The organism is Ferrovibrio sp. (genome assembly GCF_046297895.1).
Classification (GTDB): Bacteria; Pseudomonadota; Alphaproteobacteria; order Ferrovibrionales; family Ferrovibrionaceae; genus Ferrovibrio.
The window spans coordinates 49,273-74,416 of sequence record NZ_JBKBHC010000012.1 but is presented as its reverse complement, the minus strand read 5'-3'; the positions used below and the strand labels follow the sequence as shown (position 1 = coordinate 74,416).

Genomic DNA, 25,144 nt, shown 5'->3' with positions numbered 1-25,144 from the left:
GCCTGGTCGTTTTCGCCCAGGCACCGGATGCCTGCGACCGGATTTCTGTGGCGCCGGCCGAGGCCTTGAGCCTGCGCATCGAGGGCCCGCGGGCCGAGGGCCTGGCCGCGGACGAGGACAATCTGGCCCTGCGGGCCGCCCATCTGCTGCAGCCGATGAATCTGAAGACCGGCGCCCATCGCGGCGCGGCGGTGACGCTGGTGAAAAACCTGCCCGTTGCCTCGGGCATCGGCGGCGGTTCGGCCGATGCGGCAGCGACCCTGCATTGCCTGCGCGCATTGTGGGGCATCGAGATCGACGACGACGCCTTAAGCCGCGCCGCGCTCAAGCTCGGGGCCGATGTGCCGGCCTGCCTGCTGGGCCGCGCGGCTACGATGGGCGGCATCGGCGAGCAGTTGCATCCCGTGCCGCCCCTGCCAGGCTTTTGGCTGGTGCTGGCCAATCCCGGCGTGGCGCTGGCGACCATGGATGTTTTCGCGGCGCTGAACGGCCAGTTCAGCACGCCGCAGCCTTTCGAGCGGCGGCCCGACAGCGCCGCCGACCTAGCCATCCTGCTGCGCGCGCGCCGAAACGACCTGGAAGCGCCGGCCCGTTTCCTCGCCCCCGAGATCGATCCGGTGCTGGCGGCCTTGAAAGCGCAGGGCGGCTGCCTGCTGGCGCGGCTGTCGGGTTCGGGCGCCACCTGCTTCGGCCTGTTTGCCGCCGAACGCGAGGCGACCGTGGCTGCGCGCAACCTGGCCCGGGCCCATCCGAAATGGTGGGTGGTGGCGACGGCCGCCGGCTAGGGACGGGCAGAAAAAACCGCGGTTTGCGGCCCCGGCATAAGACTGGAAATGCCGGTCCGCTGCGATTATTGTCCGGCCGCCTGCTGGGGCGTAGCCAAGCGGTAAGGCAGCGGTTTTTGGTACCGCCATTCCCAGGTTCGAATCCTGGCGCCCCAGCCAACTTTCCGAAAAAACCTGTTACGGATTGCGCCGCTTCGGCCACAGCCGGCGCGGATCGATGCCGGCAGGAAAGCGCATCAGCAAAAACAGCGCGAAGCCGAGCATCGGCCAGTAGAACCACAGCGCGCCCGGGCTGGTGAGCAGGTTGATCAGCAGCAGGAAAACCGACAGCACGCCAAACCGCCAAGCATGGCGCTTCCATTTGGCGAAACCGATCTCGAGGTCGCCCGCGCCGGCCTCCGGCTGGTCCGCCCGCGGCCGCGGCGTCGCCGCCGCCTGGCCGCCCAGCAGCACACGATAGGCCGCCACCGGCTCGGCGATATTCTTGATCTCGCGCGGACCGAGGAAATCGAAGCCGATATCCAGCTTCTTGCGCACCTGCTCGAATACCGTGCCGGAGATGCAGATGCCGCCGGGATCGGCCAGGGATTCCAGCCGGGCGGCGATGTTCACGCCCTCGCCGTAGATGTCGCTGCCGTCCAGCATCACGTCGCCGAGGTTGATGCCGATGCGGAACTGCATCGGCGGCAGGGTCGGTTCCTCGGCATTGCGCGTGGCGATGCGGCGCTGCACCTCCACCGCACAGAACACGGCCTCGACCGGCGAACCGAATTCGGCCAGCAGCCCGTCGCCCCAGGTGTTGATCACCCGGCCGTGATGGCGATTGATCAGATCGGTCATCACCTCGCGATACTGCTTCAGCCGCGTGACGGTGCCAACCTCGTCGCGCTCGACCAGCGCGCTGTAGCCCTGCACGTCGGCGCAGAAGATCGTAGTCAGCTTGCGGCGAATATCGGCAGTCTGGTCGGCCATGCGATGCCCCGGGGATCGGCCGGCCCAGCCTATACGCTGCCCCCGCGGCGATAAAGCGCCAACCGCCGGGTTCGTGACCGCCGCACGTCTGGCCGGCGGCCATAGCTGGCCACCTTCCGGCCCGCCGCGTCGTTTATCGACCGGGCAGGCGGTTTATCTTTGGGCGACCGGCCCCGTGGGCAGCTTTCCCGCCACTTCAGAAATAATCGGCTCCAGCTTTTTGGCGCTGAGTCCGTTATTGACCAAGCGGCTGAGATCGCAATTCCAGTTACCGCCATAATGCAGGCCCACAAAAGCCCCATCCTTGATGCGGATGATTGGTGAGCCCGAGTTTCCGCCAGCGGTATTGGCGGTATGCGCGACTTGCCAGTCCAACGATGCATAATCTACCAAATTACCTGGCGAAGCACGCCGAGCCAGTTCGTAGCGTTCACGATCAGGAGCTAGGAACAGTTCGTTAACCTTATCGAACCAGCCCTGGCTCTGCGGGCACTGATCGCCGCGCGGTGGAAACTGCGGATAACCGACGACGATCACGTCACCGCTGGTCCACGGCCCCCCTAGGCTGGGGGCAATAGGCTGCAGTGAATACTTCGGGTCGATGGTCAGCAGGGCCCAATCCTCAGCCTCGCTATCATCCTTACCGATTGCAGCGATCCCGGTCACCCTGATCCCATTCGGCGCCAGCTCGATTGCCTTCGGCTTGCAGCCTTCCGCCTCGGCACTTTCAAATCCGACAAACCATCGATCGGTGTATAGATGGATGCTGCCATCAGACCTACGATAAGCAAGTGGTCCGTTCTTATGGCCCTCGATCACAACATGGCGGTTTGTCAGCAGCAACTGCGGATGTACCGCAAAGGCGGTCCCAGCCCGTTTATAGACCGTATCCGGCGATCCATTACTGCCGACACGAAACAGGCTGAGCCTGCCGATGCTTGGCATCAAATGTGGGTGCCTGGCAAAGAAACCAGCATATTGCTTGGCCAAACCGCCGTCATTGACTTCGACAGGCAGCCACGGTTTTCCGCCGCACAACACCCATAACGGACCGGCAAGACTTACGATCAGTTCCTTGATCTGACCGGCCTGCTCTGGGCTTGGCTCGATTTCTTTATCTTTTTCATCTTTTAGCAGCGACAGGCTGACAGTAGCGAGGTCAAGGCGGTTTTGCGTAGCAACCTTTTCCAGAATGATCTCCCGACGATCAGCCGGAAGCGTCGTGGTTTGCAGCTTGCGTTCGAGTTCGTTGTATTCGGCCGTTCCGCCCACGATCAGGTTTTGCAGCGACACGGCCGCCATCGCTTTCTGCGAAGGATTTAGCGTCGCGCTGAGGGATTTCAGGCTGTTCGCCGCCGTTTCAGCATCCATCCGGTCAGGTTGAGAAGGCTGTGCGGCGACCGGCAAATTGCCAAAGCCGAGAAACAACAAGGCCGCGAGGGCGGAGAGTTTCAGCGTGATGGCAATTCCGATCTGCATCTGCGCTCTCCGTATAAGAAGCTATTTCTTGACGGAAAGGTTGAACGAAAGCTTCGCGGGCGAATTCGGCGTACCATCGCGGATTTCCAGCGGAACGGCCTGGGCATCGCTCGCATTGGACGCGGCCTTGACCGTGAACTGGCCGCTCCAACTGATCGGGTCTATTTCCAGACCGCTGGGGCGCACACCGAGAACCGTCGCGGTGTATGGGGCCTGGCCGCCGGAAATCGAAAAGACAGCCGTTTCCCCTGGCTTCAGCGTGATATCGGTGGCCGGAGACCGCGTAAGCGTCGCCGCCGTGGCATCGGCCAGCTTGCATTCGACGACGCTCTTTCGGGCAGCATCGAGCCCGGGCGGCTCAGTCTTCGGCAGAGCGTCGATGATCGCCTGCGTGGCTTTTGATGTGGCGCTCAACCTGCCAATGATACTGGCATACTGGCTGGCAGAGTCCTTAGCACTCGATGCTTCTTTAATCCTACGCAGACCGGAGGCGAGCGAACCGAACTCCGTGCCCGCCTCGGCCAGGCCCGCCAGACCGAAACTGCCGATCCCGCCTGCCAGTTGCCGGGCATCAGCGGCCGTCGGCTGCACATCCTGGAGACGCCTGTTGACGTCATCGATCACCTTCGTGAGGGCGGTATTCACCCGGTCTGCGAAAATACCCTCCTGCGTGGCGATGCCTTTGAGCCGGATCAGCGCGGTCTGCGCTGCAGTCTGAACATTATAGGCGTCCGCCAGGGCGCTTCTAAGATCGTCAAGCTCAGGATCTCCCGGCTTTCCCTGCTGCGCTTTGACAATCGGATCTGCCTCTTTGATTGCGGCGGCCAGTTCTTCTCGCGCTTTATCCAAGTCTTTGTACGGCGTCCGATAAACGACGAACGCGTCACGTACGGGGCCCGCCACGTTTTCGATGCAGGCAAGCGTCGGCAGTGCAGATCTGTAGAGGGCGGCATAACCCGCAGGCGTGAAGAGTTGACCGGCGGCATAGCTTCCGCCACTGAACGCCCCGCCGCCAACCAGGGCATCGCGCGGAGCGCCATACATCGCCCCCACCAAGGCGAAAGCGGCACCGCCGAAGACCCCCAGATTGCTCGCGGTCCGCATTCGACCTTGCTGATCGGCATAGTCCGTTAGCTTGACCCGCGTCTGCTGGACGTCGAGCAAGACCTTGTCGAGCGGATAATTGCTATCCAGCAACGCTGCGCGGGTTTGCCCCTCATTCGGATAAGGAATGTATGGATTGATGGCTGACTGACAGGACGCAAGCAGCAGACCACTCACCGCGGCCATAAAAACGCGCATGGTCATTCCCCCAGTGTCTAAAATCGATATTTTTATCGATGAAAAATATCGTATTACGGGAAAAAAGCATCATAATTTTTATTATTACGATCAGAAGGCGATATCGATAGACGTCTGCATGCAGAGTAAATAAGAAGCCGATGTATCTGTTCCGAGATTCCCCTAAAGCAGGGAGAGCGCCGCCTTCAGACCGAGAAGCGTAACTATCGGGAAATTTAAGGGTCGTCAGAGTTGCGGCTGTCGTTCTGCACGGCAGGCTGGATACTATGCTTGGAAGATTAAAAAGCGGGAGTGAATGCGCCTTCCATGACCGAGCAGACGCTTTCGCGCGGCGCCATGCGGCTCGCCGCCTTCGACAATCCCGAAATGGATTTCCAGCTCATGCGCTCGCTGGGCGCGGTGGCCTTCGGCGGCGGCGCGGTGGGCGAGATCGCCCGCGCCCGCGCCGCGATCACCGACGGCGATCCGGCAAGTTGGGTGGCGGCTTTCAGCGCGCTGGCGGCAGAGGTGGAGGCGCCAAAGGCCGGCGGCGATGCGCTGCGCGGTGCGGCGGCGCTGCGGGCGAGCATGTACTGGCGCGCGGCGGAATATTATGCCCATCCCGACCAGGCGGCGGCGCTGGGCCGCAAATCGCGCATCGTGTTCCAGGCGGCCATGGAGCTGCTGGGCATTGCCTGCGAAACCATTGCGGTGACGCTGAATGGCGAAACCCTGACCGGCTATCTGCTGCCGCCCGTGCCGGCGGGCAAAGCCCCCGCGCCGCTGATCGTGGCCTTGAGCGGTTTCGACGGCAGCACCGAGGAACTGTATTTCGAGATCGCAGCCGCGGCACGCCGGCGCGGCTATGCCTGCCTGCTGATCGAGGGGCCGGGCCAGGCCGGCACGCGGCGGGAGAATCCGAATTCGGTGTTCACGCCCGATTACGCGCCGGTCGTGCATGCCTTCATCGATGCGGTCAGAAACCGCCCCACCCTCGACCTGCAGCGCAGCGCGCTCTATGGCATCAGCTTCGGCGGTTATTTCGCCAGTCAGGCCATCGCCGCCGGCGCGCCCTGCCGCGCGCTGATCGCCAACAGCCCGATCCTCGACCTGCAGGCTTACATGACCGCCTTCATCGGCCCAGGCCTGTGCACCGATCCGCCGGATATCCACGTGGACGACATCGACGCAGTGCCTGATGCGGCGCTGCCGCCGCTGCTCAAGCATGGCCTGCGCACATCTTGCCTGCGCTTCGGCACCGACACCTTCGCTGGTTTCCTCCGGCGCCTGGGCGATTTCAAGGTGGCGCGGCCCGCCGCCATCGCCTCTCCCTCGCTGGCGCTCTATGGCGAAGGCGAAGGCGCCGAGGTGGAACGGCAGGCAAAGGCATTCGCCGCGCAAGTGTCCGGCCCCGTCATACTGCGACAATTCCGCGACGGCGAAGGTGCCGGCGATCACTGCCAGTTCGGCAATCTCGCATTATCGGCCGCGGTAGTACTCGACTGGCTCGACGATCTGTGGCGCTGACGCTGCAGACTTGATCTGTCTCAAGGCGGTTTTCATCCCGCTACCTATCCTTGACCCGACCCCGGACAAGGAGATGTGGTCATGGCGCAGACGATGAAGGCCGCAGTGGTGCGGGAATTCGGCAAGCCGCTGAGCATCGAGCAGGTGCCAGTGCCGGCACCCGGCCCGGGCGAAGTGCTGGTCAGGATCAAGGCCAGCGGCGTCTGCCACACCGACCTGCATGCCGCCGATGGCGACTGGCCGGTGAAGCCGAAACTGCCCTTCATCCCTGGCCATGAAGGCGCCGGTATCGTCGCAGCCCTGGGCCCGGGCGTGACCGGGCTGAAGGAAGGCGATGCGGTAGGCGTCGCCTGGCTGCACGACGCCTGCGGCCGCTGCGAGCATTGCGTCACCGGCTGGGAAACGCTGTGCGAGTCCCAGCACAACAGCGGCTATGGCGTGGATGGCAGCTTCGCCGAATATGCCGTCGGCCATGCCGATTATGTCGGCCGCCTGCCGGCTAATCCGGATTTCGCCGCGCTGGCGCCGATCCTGTGCGCCGGTGTCACCACCTATAAAGGCATCAAGGAAACCGAGGCGCGGCCGGGCGAATGGATCGCCATTTCCGGCCTGGGCGGCCTGGGGCATGTCGCCGTGCAATATGCCAAGGCGATGGGCCTGCATGTGCTGGCGCTGGACGTGACGGACGAGAAACTGGCGCTGGCACGGTCGCTCGGCGCCGATGCGACGGTGAATGCGCGCTCTGCCAACGCGGTCGAGCAGGTAGCGAAGATCACCGGCGGCGGTGCCCATGGCGTGCTGGTGACGGCCGTGTCGCCCGTGGCCTTCGCGCAGTCACTGAGCCTGGTGCGCCGCAAGGGCACGATCAGCCTGGTTGGCCTGCCGCCGGGCGATTTCCCGACGCCGATCTTCGACGTGGTGCTGAAGCGAATTACCCTGCGCGGCTCCATCGTCGGCGGCCGCAAGGACTTGGCCGAGGCGCTCGCCTTCGCCGCCGAGGGCAAGGTGAAGGCGCATATCCATCACAAGCGGCTGGAAGACATCAACGCCATCTTCGCCGACCTGAAGGCCGGCAGGGTGGATGGCCGCATCGTGCTGGATATCGGCTAGACCTACTCCACCACGCGCCAGCTTCCATCCGGCATCAGGCAGGCGGTGCCGTAGCTGCGCTGCGGCGCGCCACCGACCGTGACGCCGGCCTGGTATTCGCGGCAATACTGCCCTGTCACGGTCTGGTAGACCGGCGAGGCCGGCACGGCGGAAATCTGGCTGCCGCCATAGGGGGCCGGCGCGTAGATCACCGGCGGCGGCGGCGCGTAATAGGCCACCGGCGGCGGCGTTACCACAACCACGCGTGGCCGATAGGCCGGCGGACCCCAGTAGGATCCGCGGTAATAGCTGTGGTGATGACGGTGATGATGCTTGTAGTGCCCGGGCGGGCCGTACCATGGCCGCCCATGCCACCCGCCGGTGGAGTAGCTGAACGAAAAGCTGTCGGCTCTGGCGGTCGGTACGGCAAGAGCAAAACCGGCAACGGCGGCAACGGCGAATGCGAGCGGACGAATCATGGCACAGCCTCCTTGGACTGCTGTGCCATCACGCTGATTGCAGATCGTGGCGGATTTGTGGACGGCGCCTTCATGCCGAAAAAACTGCGCCGCCGGCGGGATCACCCGGCCGGCGGCGCTGCGCTAGGCGGATTGGCGGGAAACCGCCTCAATACATGTGCTGGCCGCCGTTGATGCTCAAGGTCGAGCCGGTGATGAAGCCGGCTTCGTCGGCGACCAGGAACTGCACGCCGCGGGCAATCTCCTCGGCGCGGCCAAGGCGACCGACCGGAATCTTGGCGACGATCTTCTCCAGCACGTTGGCCGGCACGGCCGCCACCATATCGGTGTCGATGTAGCCCGGCGCGATGGCGTTCACGGTGATGCCGCGGGCGGCGCCTTCCTGCGCCAACGCCTTGGTGAAGCCGTGGATGCCCGACTTGGCAGCGGCATAGTTCACCTGGCCGTACTGGCCGGCCTGGCCGTTGATCGAGCCGATGTTGACGATGCGGCCGAAACCGCGCTCGCGCATGCCGTCGATCACCGCGCGGCACATGTTGAAGCAGCCGCCCAGATTGGTGTCGATCACCGCCTGCCACTGCTCATGGCTCATCTTGTGCAGGGTGCCGTCGCGCGTGATGCCGGCATTGTTGACCACGATGTCGACGGGGCCGAGTTCGCGTTCCACCTGCTTCACGCCGGCGGCGCAATCCTCATAGCTGGCAACATCCCACTTGTAGGTCCTGATACCGGTCTCGGCCTCGAAAGCCTTGGCCCGTTCCGAGTTGCCGGCATAGTTGGCGGCAACCTTGTAGCCATTCTGGTGCAGCAGCTTGGAAATCGCGGCGCCGATCCCTCGGGTGCCGCCAGTGACAATCGCTACGCGGGACATGGATATGTTCCTCCTGTTGAACTTTTTTACGTTCGCCGCTGCGTCGGCTTTTATGGTGTCAGATGCGCGCCTTGCAGCATTGATATACAGCAAAGGCCGGGATACCCCCTCCCGGCCTTTGGTCGAATGCGTCGTTCAGTCGCGCTGCACGCACATCGCGATGCCCATGCCGCCGCCGATGCACAGCGTGGCGAGGCCTTTCTTGGCATCGCGGCGCTGCATTTCATAGAGCAGCGTCACCAGCACGCGGGCACCCGAGGCGCCGATCGGGTGGCCGATGGCGATGGCGCCGCCATTGACATTCACCTTGTCGGTATCCCAGCCCATATCCTTGTTCACCGCGCAGGCCTGGGCGGCGAAGGCTTCGTTGGCTTCCACGAGGTCGAGATCGCCGGGCTTCCAGCCCGCCTTGGCCAGCGCCGCGCGCGAGGCCGGGATCGGGCCGGTGCCCATGATCGAGGGATCGACGCCCGACTGCGCCCACGACACGATGCGGGCCAGCGGTTTCACGCCGCGCTTCTTGGCTTCCTCGGCGCTCATCAGCACCACGGCGGCGGCGCCATCGTTGATGCCCGAGGCATTGCCTGCGGTAACGGTGCCATCCTTGGCGAAGGCCGGACGCAGCCCCTTCATCGCGTCCAGCGTGGCGCCGGCGCGGATATATTCATCCTGATCGACGATGGTATCGCCCTTGCGGCCCTTGATGGTGACCGGAACGATCTCGTCCTTGAACTTGCCGGCCTTCTGCGCGGCCTCGGCCTTGTTCTGGCTCTTCACCGCGAATTCGTCTTGCGCATCGCGGGTGATCTGGAACTGCTTGGCCACATTCTCCGCCGTATTGCCCATGTGATAGCCGTTGAAGGCATCCCACAGACCATCGCGGATCATGGTGTCGATGAAACCAAGGTCGCCCATCTTGTGGCCGGCGCGCAGATAGGCGGCATGCGGTGCCTGGCTCATGCTTTCCTGGCCGCCGGCAACCACGATGCTGCTGTCGCCGTTCTTGATCGCCTGGAAGCCGAGCGCCACCGCGCGCAGGCCCGAGCCGCACAGCATGTTGACGCCCCAGGCCGGCACTTCCACCGGCAGGCCGGCATTGATCGCGGCCTGGCGCGCCGGGTTCTGGCCCTGCGCTGCCGTGAGGATCTGGCCCATGATCACTTCGCTGACATCCTTCGGCGCAACGCCCGCACGCTTGAGCGCGCCGTCGATGGCGACCTGGCCGAGATAATGCGCCGGCACCGTGCTGAGGGAACCATTGAATGAGCCGACCGGGGTGCGGGCGGCGGCGGCGATGACGATATCGGTCATAGGTGTTCCTCCACGTCCAGCTTTAGGACATCACTGCGGGCGAGACAGCGCGGCGATCATTGCAGGGCGCCGCCGCGCGGGATGGGTGACGATAGCGGGCTTTTCGCAGATGCGGCAAGGCTTGCCGCGATGCAAAAAGCATGTCTCAGGCCTGCACTTTGGTCGCAGCCTTGCCACCGGTGCGTCCCGCCGTGCGGCGGCGGCGCGGCGGCTGGCCTACTTGTTCCGTATCCTGATTGCGTCCGGCCGCGCTGAGCCAGGCCGCCAGCGGCTGCCACAGCCCGGCTTCGGCGCGCGGCCCCACCACCATGCCGATATGCCCGCTGGGCGCATCATGGCGGTCGGCCTGCGGCAGTTGCGCCAATAAAGCAGCAGCCCCTTCCTTGGGCACCAGCTTGTCGCGCTCGGGCAGCACCACCAGCGCCGGCTTGCGCCAGTGCTGCGGCAGCACGGGCTCGCCGCCAACCCGCCAGGCGCCGCGCGGCGGCGTATTCTCGCCATACCAGCCCAGCAGGCATTCGCGCGCCACCCGGCCCACCAGCGGCACACCATCGTTCAGCCAATCCTCCATGGCGATGAAGCGGCGCTCGTTCTCGCCGCCTTCAGGCATGGCGCCGAACAGGGTGAACTTTTTCAGTGCTGTGAGCGGATCGAGCGCCCAGAAAAAACCCTGCAGCACGTCGACATCCAGCATCGGCGGCGGTGCATCCGGATCGGCGGCCGGCGGCGGCACGATGGCCGGCGCCAGTGCCTGCACCAGGGCGGCGTGGTGGGCGCCGCCGGCATGGAAATCCCACGGCGTCGCCAGCAACGCCAGCGCGGCCACGTCCTCAGGCGATTGCAGCGCGGCGGCGAGCGCGAGGTTACCGCCCATGCAATAGCCCAGCAGCACCGGCGGCCGCCCGCAAAGCTGCCGCAGATGGCGCAGGGCCCGCACGATGCGGGCGATATAGTCGGCCAGTTCGAAACGCCGCTCGCCTTGGCCCGGATCGCCCCAGTCCAGCAGGAACGGCCTGATGCCCTGTTTGGGAAGCCAGCGCGCCAGGCTCTGGCCTTCGGCCAGATCGAGGACGTAGGCGCGGTTGACCAGCGACGGCACCAGCAGCACCGGCAGGCCGTCTTCGGCATAGCTGAGCAGGCGGCTGCCACCCTCGCGCCATGCAACCGGCGGGTCCGGCAGGTCGCGCCGCCAGGCATGGCCGCGATAGCGCAGCATCGCCCCGGTCATCGCAGCCAGCCGCGCGATGCCCGCGCGCATCAGCGCATTGGAGAAGTCAGTCGGATCGACGCTTGCGAGGGCGGGCAGCAGCGCGTCGAGGCGCGGCTGCAAGAGCGGATTCCAGGGCAGCGAGGCGTGCCTCGCACTCGGCCAGGCGGCGAGCGAGCTCAACAGGATCAGGTTGGCGGTCGCCAGATGCAGCGGCAGCGGACGCGGGCCCAGACGGTGAAACTGACGCGGCTGGTTTTCCGGCATATCCGCCTCCTTGGCCCTGCCCTCCCATTCCCGCCTGGCTTGCGGCCTGGGCGCCCTGCTGCCACAGGGTCAGCCAGTTGGCCGACAACTCGGCCAGCTTCGGATCGGTGGCCAGCAGGCCGGCCTGTTCCTGCCACAGGTCGAGGAACTTCTGCGCCAGGATCTGGGCATCGTTCGGACCGGGGGGAGGCTTGGGATCATCCATGGCGGCAGACTAGCCGAAGCGGCAGATTCCAGCCACCCTTTCGCAGCGCAACAAGAGACTTGCACATGCATACAATACCGAGTGAAATGCCCGGCAACTGATGCTAGGGAGCGCGTAACCGTGGCCGAAACTGACCAGACGACAGCGGCGCCAGTCGTAAAGATCAAGAAATACGCGAACCGCCGGCTGTACAATACGGCGACATCCTCATACGTCACTCTGGAAAACCTGTGCCAGATGGTGAAGGACGGCCAGGATTTCATCGTCGAGGACGCCAAGACGGGCGAGGACATCACCCGCGGCGTGCTGACGCAAATCATCTTCGAGGAAGAATCCAAGGGCGGGCAGCAGCTTTTGCCGATCGGGTTCCTCCGCCGGCTGATCTCTTTTTATGGCGACAGCCTGCAGACCCTGGTGCCGAGCTATCTGGAAGTCTCGATGGCCTCCTTCCAGCGCAACCAGGAACAGATGCGCCAGTATATGGCCGAGGCGTTCGGGGAAATGTTCCCCTTCCGCAGCATCGAGGAAATGGGCCGCCAGAACATGGCGATGTTTCAGCGCGCCATGACCATGTTCAATCCATTCGTCGCCGGCATGAACGAAGGCGACAAGCCAGGCATGGCCGACAAGCCCGGCGGCGAGCCGGAAGTCGACACGCTGAAGAAGCAGATGGAAGAGCTGCGCAAGCAGGTCGAGGCTCTTGCCCGAAACAAGGGGTGATACGGCTGCGGCCGGACTGCCAGTTTCCATGACGCCAGAAAAACGGTTGCGCCTGCGGCCGTCGATTTCCTTTGTCCTGACGCTGGGCGTCGGGATCCTGATGCTGCTGGCGGCGATTGCCTTCGGCATCGCCATGCTCAGCGGGCGCCTCAACACCGTGGACCTGCTGCGCGAGCGCAACGAAACCATCGTGTCGCGCCTGGTGGAACGCACCAAGCTGCAGCTCGACCCGGCGATCCAGCATGTCGATGCCCTGGCACAGCGGCTGGAAGAAAGGAAAATCGGACTCAACGATATCGGGCGCCTGACGGATTACATGGTGGCGGCCCTGGATGGACTGCCGCAGGTGGATGCCTTCGGCCTGCTGCGCAATGACCTGATCGCTACCCGCGCGGTGCGCCGCCCAGGCGGCGAAATCATCACCCTGCATCAGCATATCGACAAATATCCCGATACGGCGGCGCGCAGCGAGGCCGTGCGGCGGCTGTTCCTGATGGAGCGGCAGGGCGGCGCCCGCGAGGCCCGCTGGGGCGACCTGATCTGGAACCCCGAGATCAAGCAGGCCATGATCAACGCCCATGTGCCGGTGACCATCGACGGCACCTTCGTGGGCGAGGTGATCGCCGTGCTGTCGCTGGGGTCGCTGTCGCGCCTGATCGAGACCGACAGCATCGACGGCGAGGCCGTCAACTTCATCATCTACGACGACGAGCATGTGCTGGCGCACCCCACCCTGCTCAATCACGAATATCCGGTATCGATGGGCAAGCCGGTGCCGACGCTGGACGACATCCACGATCCCGTGCTGCGCAAGATCTGGGACGGCAGGATCGAACGTCGGCTTGCCAACGCCATGCTCGGCAACGACAGCGCCCATATCGTCAGGGCCGAGGGCCGGGAGTGGATCTTCGTCTATCGCCAGCTGGAGGATTACGGCGACAAGGCCTGGATCGTCGGACGCTATTTCGCCTTCGACCAGATCGAGACTGAAATCAAGCGCCTGCAGTTGGCCGCGGCCGTGGGTGTGCTGAGCCTGGTTCTGTCGCTGCTGGTGGCATGGCGCATCTCGTATCTGATCCGCAAGCCGCTGCTGGCGATCAGCAATGCCGCCAACCGCCTGCGCAATCTGGATTTCGACGCACCGCCGCTGGACCGCACACGCCTGCGCGAACTGGATGACGCGGCGCAGGCGATCAACGCCGCCAATGCCGCGCTGCACTGGTTCGGCAACTACGTGCCGCGCAAGCTGGTCAGCCGGCTGGTGCGCGAGGGCGAGGAGGCGATCAGCATCAGCAAGCAGCGCGAGGTGACGGTGATGTTCACCGATCTGGTCGGCTTCACCGCCATGTCGGAACAGATGCATGCCGACGAGATCGCCGCCCTGCTGAACGAGCATTTCGAGCTGGTCACCGCCTGCATCGAGGCCGAGGGGGGCGTGGTCGACAAGTTCATCGGCGATGCCGTGATGGCGGTGTGGGGCGCGATCAAGCGCGACGACGAGCATGCCGCACGGGCCTGCCGCGCCGCCATGGCCATCAACCGGGCCATGGCCGCCGACAATGCCCGCCGCCGGATGCTGGGCAAGCCGGTGTTGCGCCTGCGCATGGGCCTGCATTCCGGCCCGGTGGTGATCGGCAATATCGGCGCGCCGGGCCGCATCAACTACACCGTGGTGGGCGACACGGTGAACTCGGCCCAGCGGCTGGAACAGCTCGGTCGCGACCACATGAGCGAGGCCGAGCAGTTCATCGCCCTGGCCAGCGCCGAGACCGTGGAATCGGCCCGCCTGGACCCGCCCCCGCCGCTGGTCGGCCGCATGACCGTGAAGGGGCGGCAGGCGGCCATCGAGGTCTACCGGCTGGACAAGGCGGACTGAAACCGCCGCGGACACGGGCGGGGCCTGCAGTTAACCGGGCATTTACCGAATCCCTGCTTGAGTCCGGCCTCTGCAGCACGGGGTAACATGGTGACAACCATCGGTATCGGCACGATCCTCCAGCCATCGGCGGCCGGGGTTGATTCGGTGGCCGATTCCGCCCTGAGGCGGCAGAAGAATGCCGGAAATCCCGGATTCAACCCCGATAGTCAGGGCGAGAACAGCGCCGTCGCCGCGCAGAAGGCCCGCCCGGGCGGAAGCAGCGCGGTCATGCAGCTGCTGCGCCGGCGCACCGACCGGGGCGAACCCGCCGACCAGAGCATCGAGATTCCGCCCCATCTGGAGCGCCGCCGCGCCTGGCGGGCCGCTTTCGGACTGAACACCTATCATACCCAGCAGCTTGCCCAGGGCGGTGCGGCCGAGCCGGGGCGCGACGCCCGCAGCAGCGCCCTGCAGGCCTATCGCGGCCTGGCCCGCCGGGGCCGGCTGGACCTCGACCTTGCGCAGCTAGTGAGCGTGACCGTATAAACGGCCCTTTCCGCTCTCTCCAGTTGGTCGTTTTCCCATGAAGTCTGAACCCGTTGATCTTCTGGTCATCGGCGGCGGCGTGAACGGCACGGGCATCGCCCGCGATGCCGCCGGCCGCGGCCTGTCCGTGCTGCTGGCCGAGCGCGGCGATCTTGCCGGCGCCACCTCGTCGGCCGCCACCAAGCTGATCCATGGCGGCCTGCGGTATCTGGAGCATTACGAGTTCCGCCTGGTGCGCGAGGCGCTGGGCGAGCGCGAAGTGCTGATGAAGATGGCGCCGCATATCATCTGGCCGCTGCGCTTCGTGCTGCCGCACCACCCCGGCCTGCGCCCGGCCTGGATGATCCGCATCGGCCTGTTCCTTTACGACCATCTGGCCGGCCGCCAGACCCTGCCCGGCTCGGTCGGCGTGTCGCTCGACAAAACCGATCCGCGCGGCACGCCGCTGAAAGACGAATTCAAGCGCGGCTTCGAATACTCCGACTGCTGGGTGGACGATTCGCGCCTGGTGGTGCTGAACGCCATGGACGCGCGACGCATGGGCGCGCAGGTCTTCACGCGCACGGCCGTGACGGCGGCGAAGCGCGAGGGCGATCTGTGGCATGTGACGCTGACCGACCAGTATACCGGCGCCAGCCGCGACGTGACGGCGCGCGGCATCGTCAATGCCGGCGGTCCCTGGGTGCGCGAAACCCTGACCGGCGCCTTCAGCCAGACGCCGAAGAACGGCGTGCGCCTGATCAAGGGCAGCCATATCGTCACCAGGAAGCTGTTCGATGGCGATCACTGCTACATCTTCCAGAACGCCGACAACCGCATCATCTTCGCGATCCCCTACGAACGCGACTTCACCCTGATCGGCACCACCGACATCCAGCTCGACAAACTGGACGGCCCGCCGCAGATCAGCCCCGAAGAGACCGATTATCTGCTGAGCGCCGCCAGCGAATATTTCAGGCAGCCGGTGACACGCGAGCAGATCGTATGGGCCTATGCCGGCGTGCGCCCGCTCTACGACGATGGCGACAGCGATCCGTCCGCCATCACGCGCGACTATGTGCTGGACCTCGATCCGGGCAAGCCGATGCTGCTGTCGATCTATGGCGGCAAGCTCACCACCTATCGCCGGCTGTCGGAACACGCGATGCAGAAGATCGCGCCCTTCTATCCGCAGCTAGGCCCCTCGTGGTCGGGTGGCAGGCCGCTGCCCGGTGGCGATCTGAATGCCGCCTCGTTCGCGGAATTCGTCGCCGGACTGCAGCGCGATTATCCGGCACTGGATGCGGCCTGGCTCACCCGGCTTGCGCATCGCCATGGCAGCGCCATGCGCACGATCCTGGGCGATGCCAAGAGCATGGCGGATCTGGGCGAAAGTTTCGGCGGCGGGCTCTATGCGCGCGAGGTGGATTACCTGATGCGCCATGAATGGGCGCGCGAGGCCGACGACGTGCTGTGGCGCCGCACCAAATGCGGCCTCTGGGCCACGGCAGCCGAACGCGAGCGGCTGGCCCAGTGGATGGCCCAGCACAAGCCGAACATGGAACAGCCGTGAAGATCGCCGTCGTCGGCGCCGGCGCCATCGGCGGCTATCTGGGCGGCCTGCTGGCCCGTGCCGGCCATGACGTGACGCTGATCGCCCGCGGTGCCCATCGCGATGCGATCCGCAGCCACGGCCTGCGCATCGACAGCAAGGGCGCGAGCTTCACCGTGCATCCGGCCTGCACCGACGATCCGGCCGAGGCCGGTGCGCAGGATTACGTGATCCTCAGCCTGAAAGCACCGGCCGTGCCCGCCATGGCCGAGCGCATGCTGCCGCTGTTCGGCCCCGACACGGCCTTGCTCACGGCGATGAATGGCGTGCCCTACTGGTATTTCCACAAGCATGGCGGCCCGCTGGACGGCACGAAGCTTGAGTCGGTCGATCCCGGCGCGAAACAATGGGCCCTGATCGGGCCGCAGCGCGCCATCGGCAGCGTGGTCTGGCTGGCCGGCGCGGTGGCCGCGCCCGGCGTGATCCACCACAGCAGCGGCAACGGCCTGCCCATCGGCGAACCGGACGGCAGCGGATCCGAGCGCGTGCAGCGCCTGAGCAAAATCCTCACCGCGGCCGGGGTGGAAGCGCCCGTGCATCCCAATATCCGCCAGGAAATCTGGACCAAGCTGTGGGGTAACCTGTCCTACAATCCGGTCAGCGTGCTGACTCACGGCACGCTGGAAGGCCTGTCGCGCGATCCGGATGCCCGCCTGGTGCTCGGCAGGATGATGGAAGAATCGCGCCAGGTCGGCGAGGCGCTGGGCATCGAGTTTCCGCTCACCATCGAACAGCGCATGGGGACTGCCGAGAAGGTCGGCCCGCACAAGACCTCGATGCTGCAGGACCTGGAGGCCGGCCGACCGATGGAGATCGGCGCCCTGATCGGGGTGATCGCCGAACTGGCGCAGAAGCTGCGCATCGACACGCCGACCATCGATACCGTGCTGGCCCTGCTGAAGGTGCGTGCCCGGGTTGCCGGCACTTATGGAGACATGTGATGGGCAGTTTTGACTGGCGGCGCCTGAGCGCGGACGAGATCGAGGCACATTATAACCCGCGCCGCGCGGTGCCGGATTTCGAGCAGCATTTCAACGGCTATGTCGAACGTTCGGCGGCGGCGCGCGCGGTCCTCGGCGGCGCATACGATCTGCGCTACGGCCCCGGCCCGCTGCAGACCTACGACCTGCATCGACCGAAGCAGCCGACGACCAATGCACCGCTGGTGGTGCTGATCCATGGCGGCTACTGGCGCGGCCTGGACAAGAACACCATGACCTTTGCCGCCACGCCCTTCGTCGAGGCCGGCGCGGTGGTGGTGAACCTGAACTACGACCTCTGCCCGAAGGTGACGCTGGATACCATCGTGCGCCAGATGCAGGAGGCGCTGGCGCATGTGGCGCAGCAGGCCGCCGGCTGGGGCGCCGATCCTGCGAAGATCCACGTGATCGGCCATTCCGCCGGCGCGCATCTGGCCGCGATGCTGGCCGCGGCGGCCTGGCCGGCCGACCTGCCGCCGAAGCCGGCGATTGCCTCGCTGGGGCTGGTCAGCGGCGTGTATGAGCTTGAACCCGTGCTACATGTCAGCGTCAATGCGGAAATCCGCCTCGACGATGCCATGGCGCGGCGCAACAGCGTGATGCGCTTCGCGCCGAAGCTTTCCTGCCCCGTGCTGATCGCGGTCGGCGACGCCGAGCCGCCGGGCTGGCAGGCGCAGAGCGTGGATTTCCACCAGGCCTGCCGCGATGCCGGCACGCCGGCGCACCTGCTGCGCCTGAACGGCGCCAATCATTTCACCATCAAGTTCGCCCAGGCCGATCCGACCGGGCCGCTGGGCATCGCGCTGCTACGGCAATGCGGCCTGCGCTAGCCGCTAGCGCGTGAGGCTCTCGTAGACGCTGCGCGCCACCGGCAGCAAAGCCTCGCGGCCGGTCTCGCCTGCCAGCGCGTAGCCGAATCCGCTGTCAATCCAGTAGAAGGTGGCTGCACCGCCCTGGCCGGAGAAGCGGAAGGCGGTGTCGTTGCCGGTCTCGCCGCTGCGCACATACAGCGTCAGACGCTGGCCCTGGCGGTTCTCATACATGAACTGCGCCGCGGCATGGTTGCCGCTGGAGGCCGGCAGCAGGCGCCCGCCCACCAGCGCGTAGCCCTGCGCGGCCAGCGACGGCACCCGCAAAGTCGTACCCAGCCGTTTCGACAGCCAGGTCACCAGATGCTGCTCTTCCTTCGCCGTCACTTCGACCGGATGCAGCACCTCGCGGCTATAAACCAGATGCGCGCGCGTCGCTTCCTGTGGCAGGGCGGTCACCTGCAATGGCGGCATCATATACCCTCGGCCCCACCAGCCGGCGATACCGCCCAGTATGGCAATACACAACACGGCCGCGATCCGCAGGCTCTGGCGCAACAGGATCTCGCCGCGTTTCGGCCGGACGAACAGGGCCGCCATCGCTGCCGGCACGGGTTCGTCCAGCGCCGGCGCGAAATGCCGGCGCAGCGCATCGGCCTGGTCCTGCCAGGCCGCAACCTTTGCCGCCGCCTCGGGATTCTTCAGCAGCCATGCCTCGACACGCAGGCGCTCTTCCGCCGCCAGGCGGTCATCGGCATAGGCCTGCAATTCGGCATCGGTGACAGGCTGGTCCGCTGCGCCGGTCATTTCACCCTCCTCAGATGCGGCCGTGCATCATCGCCGATATGCGGCGGTTCGCCATCAGTCAGCCGCCGCAGTTTTTCGCGTGCCCGCATCAGGCGCGACATCACGGTGCCCAGCGGCACGTCCTGCGCGCGGGCGGCAGCTTCGTAGCTCAGGCCTTCCACCACCACCAGCAGCAGCAGGCTGCGCTGCTCTTCGGGCAGCAGGCCGAGCGCCCTGTCCAGATCGCGCAATTCCAACCGCTCCCACTGGCCGCCGCTTTCGGCCGGTTCGTCGATACTGTCGTCCAGCAGCCGACTGTCGGGCCGACTGCCCTCGCGCGCCCGCCGGCTGCGCCACACATTATGAAGGATCGCGAACAACCACGGCCGCAGGCTGGCCTCGCTGCGCCGCGTGGTCCAGGCGGCCAGCGCGCGCTCCAAACTGTCCTGCACGATGTCGTCGGCCAGCACGCCATCGCGCGTCAATGCCAGCGCAAAGCGCCGCAGCCGCGGAATCTCGGCCTCGATGGGATGCGGCTGGTGCTGGCGGAACAGCATGGCGGGTGATCAGCGGGTAAGCCGGGCGGCGTGACGGACGATCGTACCGCCCAGCTTACCCCTCCCCTTACGGCTTGGCGACGTGCCAGGCGCCGTTGAGGAAGCCGTCGCCGGTGGTGTCGCCCGGCTTGGTGTCCTTGACCCAGGTGTAAAGCGGCTTGCCCTTGTAGGCCCACTGCTTCGTGCCGTCGTCGCGGGTGATCACGCTCCAGTCCCCGCTGGCCTTGGCGTCGGCTGCCGCCATCAGCGGCGGCCAGTTCTGCGCGCAGGGGCCGTTGCAGGCCGATTTGCCGGGCGTGGCGTCGCGGTCGAAGGTGTAGAGCGTCATACCCTTGGCATCGACCAGCACGGGGCCGAGGGCGGTACTGCCGGTCTTGGCCGGGACCATGGCGCCGGCGCAGGCGGCCAGGCCCAGCGTCAATACGCCGGCCAGCATCAGGTTGCGGATGGTCATCGGGCTTCCCCTTCTTGCAAGCATTCTGGAACGGCCGCTCACCGACCGCCCGGGGTTAGACCGGCGGGCGCGCGTTTTATTCCCCGATGCCCGCAAAAAAAATTCCGCCCTTGCCCGCCTTGGGCGCCGGACCTACCATCCTTTCCATGCGGTTTCCGGCATTCCTTGCCCTGCCAATGATATGCGCGCTGCTGGCCCTGCCCGGCCTGGCCCTGCCCGGCCTGGCCCAGCCCGCTCTGGCGCAGCCCGTTCTGGCGCAGACTGAAACCGCGGCTGCGGTCAAAACGCCGGCCACGCTGGACGAACTGTTTGAGAAACTGCAGGAAACCGGGAATCCGATCGAGGCCAAACAGCTTGAGCGGCGCATCTGGGAAGCCTGGGGGAAATCGGATTCCGACACGCTGGAAGCCCTCATGCAGGGCGGCGTCACGGTGATGGAAAAGGGCGACTACAAGCGTGCCGTCGACATCTTCTCCACCGTGATCGAGCTGAAGCCCGATTTCGCCGAAGGCTACAACAAGCGCGCCACGGTGCGGTTCCTGGCCGGCGACTATGCCGGCTCGGTGGCCGATATCGAGCGCACGCTGAAGCTGGAGCCGCGCCATTTCGGCGCGTTGGCAGGACTTGGCACGATCATGGAGCGGCTGGACAACCTGCCCGAGGCTTTGCGGGCCTGGCGCCGCGCGCTGGCGGCCAATCCGCACCTGACCGACGGGGCCGAAAAGCTGAAAGAGCTGCGCCGGCGCATCGACGCCAAGACGCTCTGACTTTTCCTATTTCTGGAAGATGAAATAGACGGCGCCGACCAGGCAGCCGAAGGCGGCGAGATAGTTCCAGCGCAGGCCTTCACCCAGATAAAACACCGCAAACAGCGCGAAGACGCTGAGTGTGATCACTTCCTGCACGATCTTGAGCTGCGCGGCGTTGAACGTGCCGCTGGCATAGCCGATCCGGTTCGCCGGCACCGCCAGGCAGTATTCGAAGAAGGCGATGCCCCACGAGATCAGGATCACCTTCCACAAGGCCTGGCCCGGGAATTTCAGGTGCCAGTACCAGGCCAAGGTCATCATCACGTTGGATGCGCAGAGCAGCAGGATCGTCGTCATGGCGCCTCTGGCGGGCTGGGGGAGCGGAAATCCAGCTTTACGGCACGGAGTCGACGCGGGCAATGCGCAGCACGTTGGTATTGCCCGGCGTTCCGAACGGAACGCCGGCGGTAACCACCAGCATGTCGCCCGGCCGGGCCAGTTCGGCATCGCGCGCCAGCACCACCGCCTTGGCCACCATGTCGGCGAAATTCACCGCATCCGGCGCCACCACCGGATTGACGCCCCAGGCAATGCTCAAGCGCCGCGCGGTTTCGATCAGCGGGGTGAGGCAGAGGATCGGCGCCTTCGGCCGTTCGCGCGCCGCGCGCAGCGCGGTGGAGCCCGACATGGTGTAGGTGACGATGGCGGCGGCGCGGATGGTTTCGGCGACCTGGCGCGCGGCGGCCGTGATCGCGTCCGACACCGTGCTTTCCGGACTGTTATGCTCGGCATCCATGATGCCGCGATAGAGCGGATCGCGCTCGATCTCCTCGGCGATGGCATTCATCGTCTTCACGGCTTCGACCGGATAGTCGCCGGACGCGGTTTCGGCCGACAGCATCACCGCATCGGCGCCGTCATAGACCGCGGTGGCGACGTCGGACACCTCGGCGCGGGTCGGCACCGGCGCCTTCACCATGGAATCCAGCATCTGCGTGGCGACCACGACGGGCTTGCCGGCGCGGCGGGCGGCGCGGACGATGCGTTTCTGCACGCCGGGCACCGCCTGCAGCGGCATCTCGACGCCCAGGTCGCCGCGCGCCACCATCACGGCATCGGCCAGCGCCACGATCTCGTCCAGTTCGGTGACGGCGGAGGGTTTCTCGATCTTGGCCAGCAGGGCCGCGCGACCCTGGATCAGCCCGCGCGCCTCGCGCAGGTCGTCGGGCCGCTGCACGAAGCTTAAGCCCACCCAGTCCACGCCATGGGCGAGCGCGAAAGCGAGATCGCCGCGATCCTTGGGCGTCAGCGCCGAAAGCGGCACGACGGTATCGGGCAGGTTGAGCCCCTTGCGGTCGGACAGCCGGCCGCCAACCATCACTTCGGTCATCGCCCGGCCGGAATGCACCTCGCGCACGCGCAGGCGGATCTTGCCGTCGTCCAGCAGCAGGTCGGTATCGGGCTTCAGGCTGGCCAGCACCTCGGGATGCGGCAGCGTCACGCCGGTGGCATCGCCCGGCGTGCCCTCGATGTCGAGGCGGAATTTCTGGCCCGCCACCAGATCGACCGCGCCGTCGCGGAAACTGCCGATGCGCAGCTTGGGCCCCTGCAGGTCGGCGAGCAGGCCGATGGGCCGGCCCATGTCATGCTCCAGCGCGCGCACGATCTGGATGCGGGCGAGATGGTCGTCGTGACTGCCATGGCTGAAATTCAGGCGGAAGACGTCGGCGCCGGCCTCGAACAGGGCGCGGATGCGGTCGGCGGAGGCGGTGGCGGGGCCGAGCGTGGCGACGATCTTGACGTTGCGTTCCCGATGCATACTCCCCCCATAGGCTTATGCGCCATCCTAGCCGGGGGAACCGGGCTTCTGCGACGAAAATATTAGGGATCAAGCGGTTGCGTTTTCTGCTGCATTTGCGAAAAAGGCGCCCGCCTCCCTACCCCATCGAGTCCAAAGGACCAGACATGGATATCGCCCGCATCGGCGTGGGTAAAAACCCGCCCTACGACATCAATGCCGTGATCGAGATTCCGGCCGGCGGCGTGCCGGTGAAATACGAGCTGGACAAGGATTCCGGCGCCCTGTTCGTCGACCGCTTCCTGCACACCGCCATGTTCTACCCCGCCAATTACGGCTTCGTGCCGCACACCCTGGGCGGCGACGGCGACCCCTGCGACATCCTGGTGGTGAGCCATGTGCCGGTGGTGGCCGGCGCCGTGATCCGCTCGCGCCCGATCGGCGCGCTGAAGATGGAGGACGAGGCCGGCGGCGACGAGAAGATCATCGCCGTGCCGGTGGACAAGCTGCACCCCTTCTACACCAACGTCTCGACCTATGCCGACCTGCCGCAGAGCCTGCTGGAGCAGATCGAGCATTTCTTCGTTCACTACAAGGACCTGGAAAAGGGCAAGTTCGTGAAGTCGGCCGGCTGGGTCGGCCCCGACGAGGCGGCCAAGATGATCACCGACGGCATCGTGCGCGCCGCCGGAATCAAGTAAGTCCGCAGACATCGACCGATCAGGGGACGCCGGCCGCGGGCTGGCGCCCCTTTTTGTTGGCGGGGTTGATGTAGCGCAAGGTGGCCATGAGCCGGCCGCGCTAGGGTGGCGGCATCCTCAGCATGGAGAGACGCCATGGCCACGGGACTGATCCGCACCACATTCACTGCCCTTGCCGTCGCTGCTGCGGTGGCCGGCGCGGCAGCGGCCCAGCCGATGATGCAGGGCCGCGGCCCGATGATGCCGCCGGGGATGACGCAGCCGGGCCAGGGTTATGGGCCCGGGTACGGCCCAGGCATGATGGGTCACGGCATGCGCGGCCACGGCATGATGATGGGCATGATGGGCGGCGGCTATACCGAAGGCGGCATCGCCTTCCTCAAGGCCGAGCTGGGCATCACCGCGCAGCAGGAGGCGGCGTGGACGCCCTTCGCCGAGGCCCTGCGCGCCTTCGGCGCCACCATGCACGGCCCGCGCTATGGCCGCAGCCAGCCGCCGGCCAGCCCCCCGCCGGCGAGCCCGCCGCAGGCCAGCCAGTCGCTGCCCGACAGCCTGGACACCCGGGTGGGCTGGATGGAAGGCCATCTCGCCGCCATGAAAACCCTGCGCGACGCCGCCCGGCCGCTCTATGCCGCACTGACCGCAGAGCAGAAAGCCAAGGCCGACGACCTGCTGGGCAGCTGCCCGGCCTGCCAGCCATGACGGCGGCCTGACCCCTTCCTCCCCGAACCGGCCACCGCATCCCCCCTCGCGGCGGCCGGCATCTCGGCGGCGGCCATGTTACGGCCGCCGTTTTTTTGCGCCGTGCCAGCCTGCCGCGCCGGTTGGCGCCAGTTGGCGCCGGATGGCGCCGCCTGGCGTCGTTTCGCGTCATTTTGCGGTGTTAAGCCATTGAATTTCCGCAAGTCAGCATTTTTCCATAATCCCGCCGGCCCATGATCAGAACATATATGGAACAGTCTGCCCGGCTTTCAAGCCGCGTATTTCACACTAGCATTACAGGTAATTAACTTCACTTATAGGGTGGGCAGCGTAGATATAGGGCCGTTACTCCCAAGCGACGGACACGTCATGACCGCCGAACCGCCTTCCTCCTTTTCCGGCCCTTCCGCCGGGCCCGCTGTTTCAACGGCCAGCGGTCTGACGGCGGATGCCGCCGACATGGAGCATCTGCCCCAGGCCCTGCGCGCCGGCGCCGACATGGGCGCGGTGAGCGATGCGCGGCTGCTGCGCGCGCTGGACTGGTGGCGCGGGCTGGCGACCGTCTCGGCCCTGCCGCTGCCCGACCGGGCGCAGATCGACCCGGCCGCGATCCCCGACCTGCTGCCCTACTGCATCCTGTGGGACGTGCTGCACGGCCCCGACGAGACGCGGCTGTATCGCTGCCGCCTGGCCGGCACGATTCTGTGCGAGGTGTATGGCCGCGACGGCCGCGGCCTGATGCTGCACGAGATGTTCGGCGACGATACCGCCAAGATGCAGGCCGAACTGGACGTGGCCGTGACCCATGCCCGCCCCTTCCATGCCGAACACCGCATGACCTGGGCGAAGAAGGAATTCTACAAATACCGCCGCGTGCTGCTGCCCTTCACCCACCGCGCCGCCGCCCTGCGCCTGGACGGCCGGCCCATGGACGATACCGGGGAGAATCCCGGCCGCGTCGGCCTGCTGATGAACGTGATCAGCTTCGTGGCGGAGTGAGGCGCGTTTAACCCCCCATTCATTTCGTCATGGCCGGAACAAGTCCGGCCATGACGGGCTTTCTTATTGCTCCAATCATATTGTCATGCCCGGGCTTGACCCGGGCATCCACGATTAGATCAGCCGCTCGTAGAGATCGTCCCAAGCCGGGTTGTCGCGCAGGATCAGCCGGACCTTCCAGGTGCGCGACCAGTGTTTCATCAGCTTTTCACGCTGGATGGCGACGCGGATATCGTCGTGCTGCTCGGCATAGACCAGACGCTTGAGACCGTAACGCCGGGTGAACCCCTCGACCACGCCCTCGCGATGCTCCCATATGCGCCGGGCGAGATCGGAGGTAACGCCTACATACAGCGTGCCATTCGGCCTGTTGGTGAGGATGTAGACCCAGCCTCCGGACATGCGAACAGCCTGCCGGGCC

Annotated in this window: 26 protein-coding genes and 1 tRNA gene; 14 read left to right on the top strand and 13 right to left on the bottom strand. The window is 65.9% G+C overall.

Annotated elements, in window-relative coordinates:
- A partial coding sequence (locus tag ACK4FK_RS18420; protein WP_409747038.1) for a 4-(cytidine 5'-diphospho)-2-C-methyl-D-erythritol kinase occupies positions 1-785 on the top strand: 785 nt, incomplete at its 5' end.
- An 84-nt stretch (positions 786-869) separates the two neighbouring features.
- Positions 870-944: transfer RNA gene (locus ACK4FK_RS18415), tRNA-Gln, on the top strand.
- Between the two features lie 18 nt (positions 945-962).
- Here the strand turns inward: ACK4FK_RS18415 and ACK4FK_RS18410 are convergent.
- From ACK4FK_RS18410 to ACK4FK_RS18400, 3 genes are all read right to left on the bottom strand, one after another.
- Positions 963-1,757: an adenylate/guanylate cyclase domain-containing protein gene (locus ACK4FK_RS18410; protein WP_409747035.1), complete on the bottom strand. Its 795-nt coding sequence runs from the start codon at positions 1,755-1,757 to the stop codon at positions 963-965.
- A gap of 153 nt (positions 1,758-1,910) precedes the next feature.
- The gene (locus ACK4FK_RS18405) at positions 1,911-3,236 is read right to left on the bottom strand and encodes a trypsin-like peptidase domain-containing protein (protein ID WP_409747032.1); all 1,326 of its coding nucleotides are present in this window, start codon (positions 3,234-3,236) and stop codon (positions 1,911-1,913) included.
- A gap of 21 nt (positions 3,237-3,257) precedes the next feature.
- Positions 3,258-4,544 carry a hypothetical protein gene (locus ACK4FK_RS18400; RefSeq protein WP_409747029.1) on the bottom strand — a complete coding sequence of 429 codons (1,287 nt, stop codon included), beginning with the start codon at positions 4,542-4,544 and terminating at the stop codon, positions 3,258-3,260.
- Between the two features lie 300 nt (positions 4,545-4,844).
- On the opposite strand from ACK4FK_RS18400, the gene ACK4FK_RS18395 reads away from it, so the two are divergent.
- Positions 4,845-6,044: an alpha/beta hydrolase family protein gene (locus tag ACK4FK_RS18395; protein WP_409747026.1), complete on the top strand. Its 1,200-nt coding sequence runs from the start codon at positions 4,845-4,847 to the stop codon at positions 6,042-6,044.
- 81 nt (positions 6,045-6,125) lie between these two features.
- Positions 6,126-7,154 carry an alcohol dehydrogenase AdhP gene (gene adhP / locus ACK4FK_RS18390; protein WP_409747023.1) on the top strand — a complete coding sequence of 343 codons (1,029 nt, stop codon included), beginning with the start codon at positions 6,126-6,128 and terminating at the stop codon, positions 7,152-7,154.
- A 2-nt stretch (positions 7,155-7,156) separates the two neighbouring features.
- On the opposite strand, the gene ACK4FK_RS18385 is transcribed toward adhP, so the two are convergent.
- From ACK4FK_RS18385 to ACK4FK_RS18370, 4 genes are all read right to left on the bottom strand, one after another.
- The gene (locus ACK4FK_RS18385; RefSeq protein WP_409747020.1) at positions 7,157-7,612 is read right to left on the bottom strand and encodes a hypothetical protein; all 456 of its coding nucleotides are present in this window, start codon (positions 7,610-7,612) and stop codon (positions 7,157-7,159) included.
- A gap of 148 nt (positions 7,613-7,760) precedes the next feature.
- Positions 7,761-8,483 (bottom strand): acetoacetyl-CoA reductase, encoded by a 723-nt coding sequence (gene phbB, locus ACK4FK_RS18380; RefSeq protein WP_409747018.1) that lies wholly within the window; start codon positions 8,481-8,483, stop codon positions 7,761-7,763.
- 135 nt (positions 8,484-8,618) lie between these two features.
- Positions 8,619-9,794 (bottom strand): acetyl-CoA C-acetyltransferase, encoded by a 1,176-nt coding sequence (locus tag ACK4FK_RS18375; RefSeq protein ID WP_409747015.1) that lies wholly within the window; start codon positions 9,792-9,794, stop codon positions 8,619-8,621.
- A gap of 145 nt (positions 9,795-9,939) precedes the next feature.
- Positions 9,940-11,268: an alpha/beta fold hydrolase gene (locus ACK4FK_RS18370; RefSeq protein WP_409747012.1), complete on the bottom strand. Its 1,329-nt coding sequence runs from the start codon at positions 11,266-11,268 to the stop codon at positions 9,940-9,942.
- A 325-nt stretch (positions 11,269-11,593) separates the two neighbouring features.
- Here ACK4FK_RS18370 and phaR point away from each other — a divergent pair, with 325 nt between their 5' ends.
- The 6 genes from phaR to ACK4FK_RS18340 all read left to right on the top strand — a co-directional run bounded on the left by phaR (position 11,594) and on the right by ACK4FK_RS18340 (position 17,998).
- Positions 11,594-12,193 (top strand): polyhydroxyalkanoate synthesis repressor PhaR, encoded by a 600-nt coding sequence (phaR, locus tag ACK4FK_RS18365; protein ID WP_409747009.1) that lies wholly within the window; start codon positions 11,594-11,596, stop codon positions 12,191-12,193.
- 28 nt (positions 12,194-12,221) lie between these two features.
- The gene (locus ACK4FK_RS18360) at positions 12,222-14,069 is read left to right on the top strand and encodes an adenylate/guanylate cyclase domain-containing protein (protein WP_409747006.1); all 1,848 of its coding nucleotides are present in this window, start codon (positions 12,222-12,224) and stop codon (positions 14,067-14,069) included.
- Positions 14,070-14,156: 87 nt separating this feature from the next.
- On the top strand, positions 14,157-14,597 hold the full coding sequence (locus tag ACK4FK_RS18355; RefSeq protein WP_409747003.1) for a hypothetical protein: 441 nt from the start codon (positions 14,157-14,159) through the stop codon (positions 14,595-14,597).
- Positions 14,598-14,634: 37 nt separating this feature from the next.
- On the top strand, positions 14,635-16,149 hold the full coding sequence (gene glpD / locus ACK4FK_RS18350; RefSeq protein WP_409747000.1) for a glycerol-3-phosphate dehydrogenase: 1,515 nt from the start codon (positions 14,635-14,637) through the stop codon (positions 16,147-16,149).
- Entirely contained in the window at positions 16,146-17,129 is a 984-nt protein-coding gene (locus tag ACK4FK_RS18345; RefSeq protein WP_409746997.1) for a 2-dehydropantoate 2-reductase, read from the top strand. Before glpD ends, ACK4FK_RS18345 begins: the two co-directional genes overlap by 4 nt.
- A complete protein-coding gene (locus tag ACK4FK_RS18340; protein ID WP_409746994.1) occupies positions 17,129-17,998 on the top strand; it encodes an alpha/beta hydrolase in 870 nt (289 codons plus the stop codon). Before ACK4FK_RS18345 ends, ACK4FK_RS18340 begins: the two co-directional genes overlap by 1 nt.
- Positions 17,999-18,001: 3 nt before the next feature.
- Here the strand turns inward: ACK4FK_RS18340 and ACK4FK_RS18335 are convergent, their stop codons facing one another.
- The 3 genes from ACK4FK_RS18335 to ACK4FK_RS18325 form a co-directional block, all read right to left on the bottom strand.
- Complete coding sequence (locus ACK4FK_RS18335; RefSeq protein WP_409746991.1) at positions 18,002-18,784, bottom strand: anti-sigma factor family protein; 783 nt, start codon at positions 18,782-18,784, stop codon at positions 18,002-18,004.
- Positions 18,781-19,320: a sigma-70 family RNA polymerase sigma factor gene (locus ACK4FK_RS18330; RefSeq protein ID WP_409746988.1), complete on the bottom strand. Its 540-nt coding sequence runs from the start codon at positions 19,318-19,320 to the stop codon at positions 18,781-18,783. Before ACK4FK_RS18330 ends, ACK4FK_RS18335 begins: the two co-directional genes overlap by 4 nt.
- Positions 19,321-19,387: 67 nt before the next feature.
- Positions 19,388-19,774, bottom strand: coding sequence for a hypothetical protein (locus ACK4FK_RS18325; RefSeq protein ID WP_409746985.1), 387 nt, complete (start codon positions 19,772-19,774; stop codon positions 19,388-19,390).
- A 176-nt stretch (positions 19,775-19,950) separates the two neighbouring features.
- Between ACK4FK_RS18325 and ACK4FK_RS18320 the strand changes: the two genes are divergently transcribed.
- Positions 19,951-20,541, top strand: a complete 591-nt coding sequence (locus ACK4FK_RS18320) for a tetratricopeptide repeat protein (protein ID WP_409746982.1) — start codon at positions 19,951-19,953, stop codon at positions 20,539-20,541.
- Positions 20,542-20,547: 6 nt separating this feature from the next.
- Here the strand turns inward: ACK4FK_RS18320 and ACK4FK_RS18315 are convergent, their stop codons facing one another.
- Both ACK4FK_RS18315 and pyk read right to left on the bottom strand, forming a co-directional pair.
- Positions 20,548-20,880, bottom strand: coding sequence for a DMT family protein (locus ACK4FK_RS18315; protein WP_409746979.1), 333 nt, complete (start codon positions 20,878-20,880; stop codon positions 20,548-20,550).
- 37 nt (positions 20,881-20,917) lie between these two features.
- Positions 20,918-22,342 (bottom strand): pyruvate kinase, encoded by a 1,425-nt coding sequence (gene pyk / locus ACK4FK_RS18310; protein WP_409746976.1) that lies wholly within the window; start codon positions 22,340-22,342, stop codon positions 20,918-20,920.
- A gap of 146 nt (positions 22,343-22,488) precedes the next feature.
- Here pyk and ppa point away from each other — a divergent pair, with 146 nt between their 5' ends.
- The 3 genes from ppa to ACK4FK_RS18295 all read left to right on the top strand — a co-directional run bounded on the left by ppa (position 22,489) and on the right by ACK4FK_RS18295 (position 24,723).
- Positions 22,489-23,022, top strand: coding sequence for an inorganic diphosphatase (gene ppa, locus ACK4FK_RS18305; protein ID WP_409746973.1), 534 nt, complete (start codon positions 22,489-22,491; stop codon positions 23,020-23,022).
- A 135-nt stretch (positions 23,023-23,157) separates the two neighbouring features.
- A complete protein-coding gene (locus ACK4FK_RS18300; RefSeq protein ID WP_409746970.1) occupies positions 23,158-23,724 on the top strand; it encodes a Spy/CpxP family protein refolding chaperone in 567 nt (188 codons plus the stop codon).
- Positions 23,725-24,183: 459 nt separating this feature from the next.
- Positions 24,184-24,723, top strand: a complete 540-nt coding sequence (locus ACK4FK_RS18295) for a PAS domain-containing protein (protein WP_409746967.1) — start codon at positions 24,184-24,186, stop codon at positions 24,721-24,723.
- 114 nt (positions 24,724-24,837) lie between these two features.
- Here the strand turns inward: ACK4FK_RS18295 and ACK4FK_RS18290 are convergent, their stop codons facing one another.
- Positions 24,838-25,125, bottom strand: a complete 288-nt coding sequence (locus tag ACK4FK_RS18290) for a GIY-YIG nuclease family protein (protein WP_409746964.1) — start codon at positions 25,123-25,125, stop codon at positions 24,838-24,840.
- Positions 25,126-25,144: the final 19 nt, after the last annotated feature.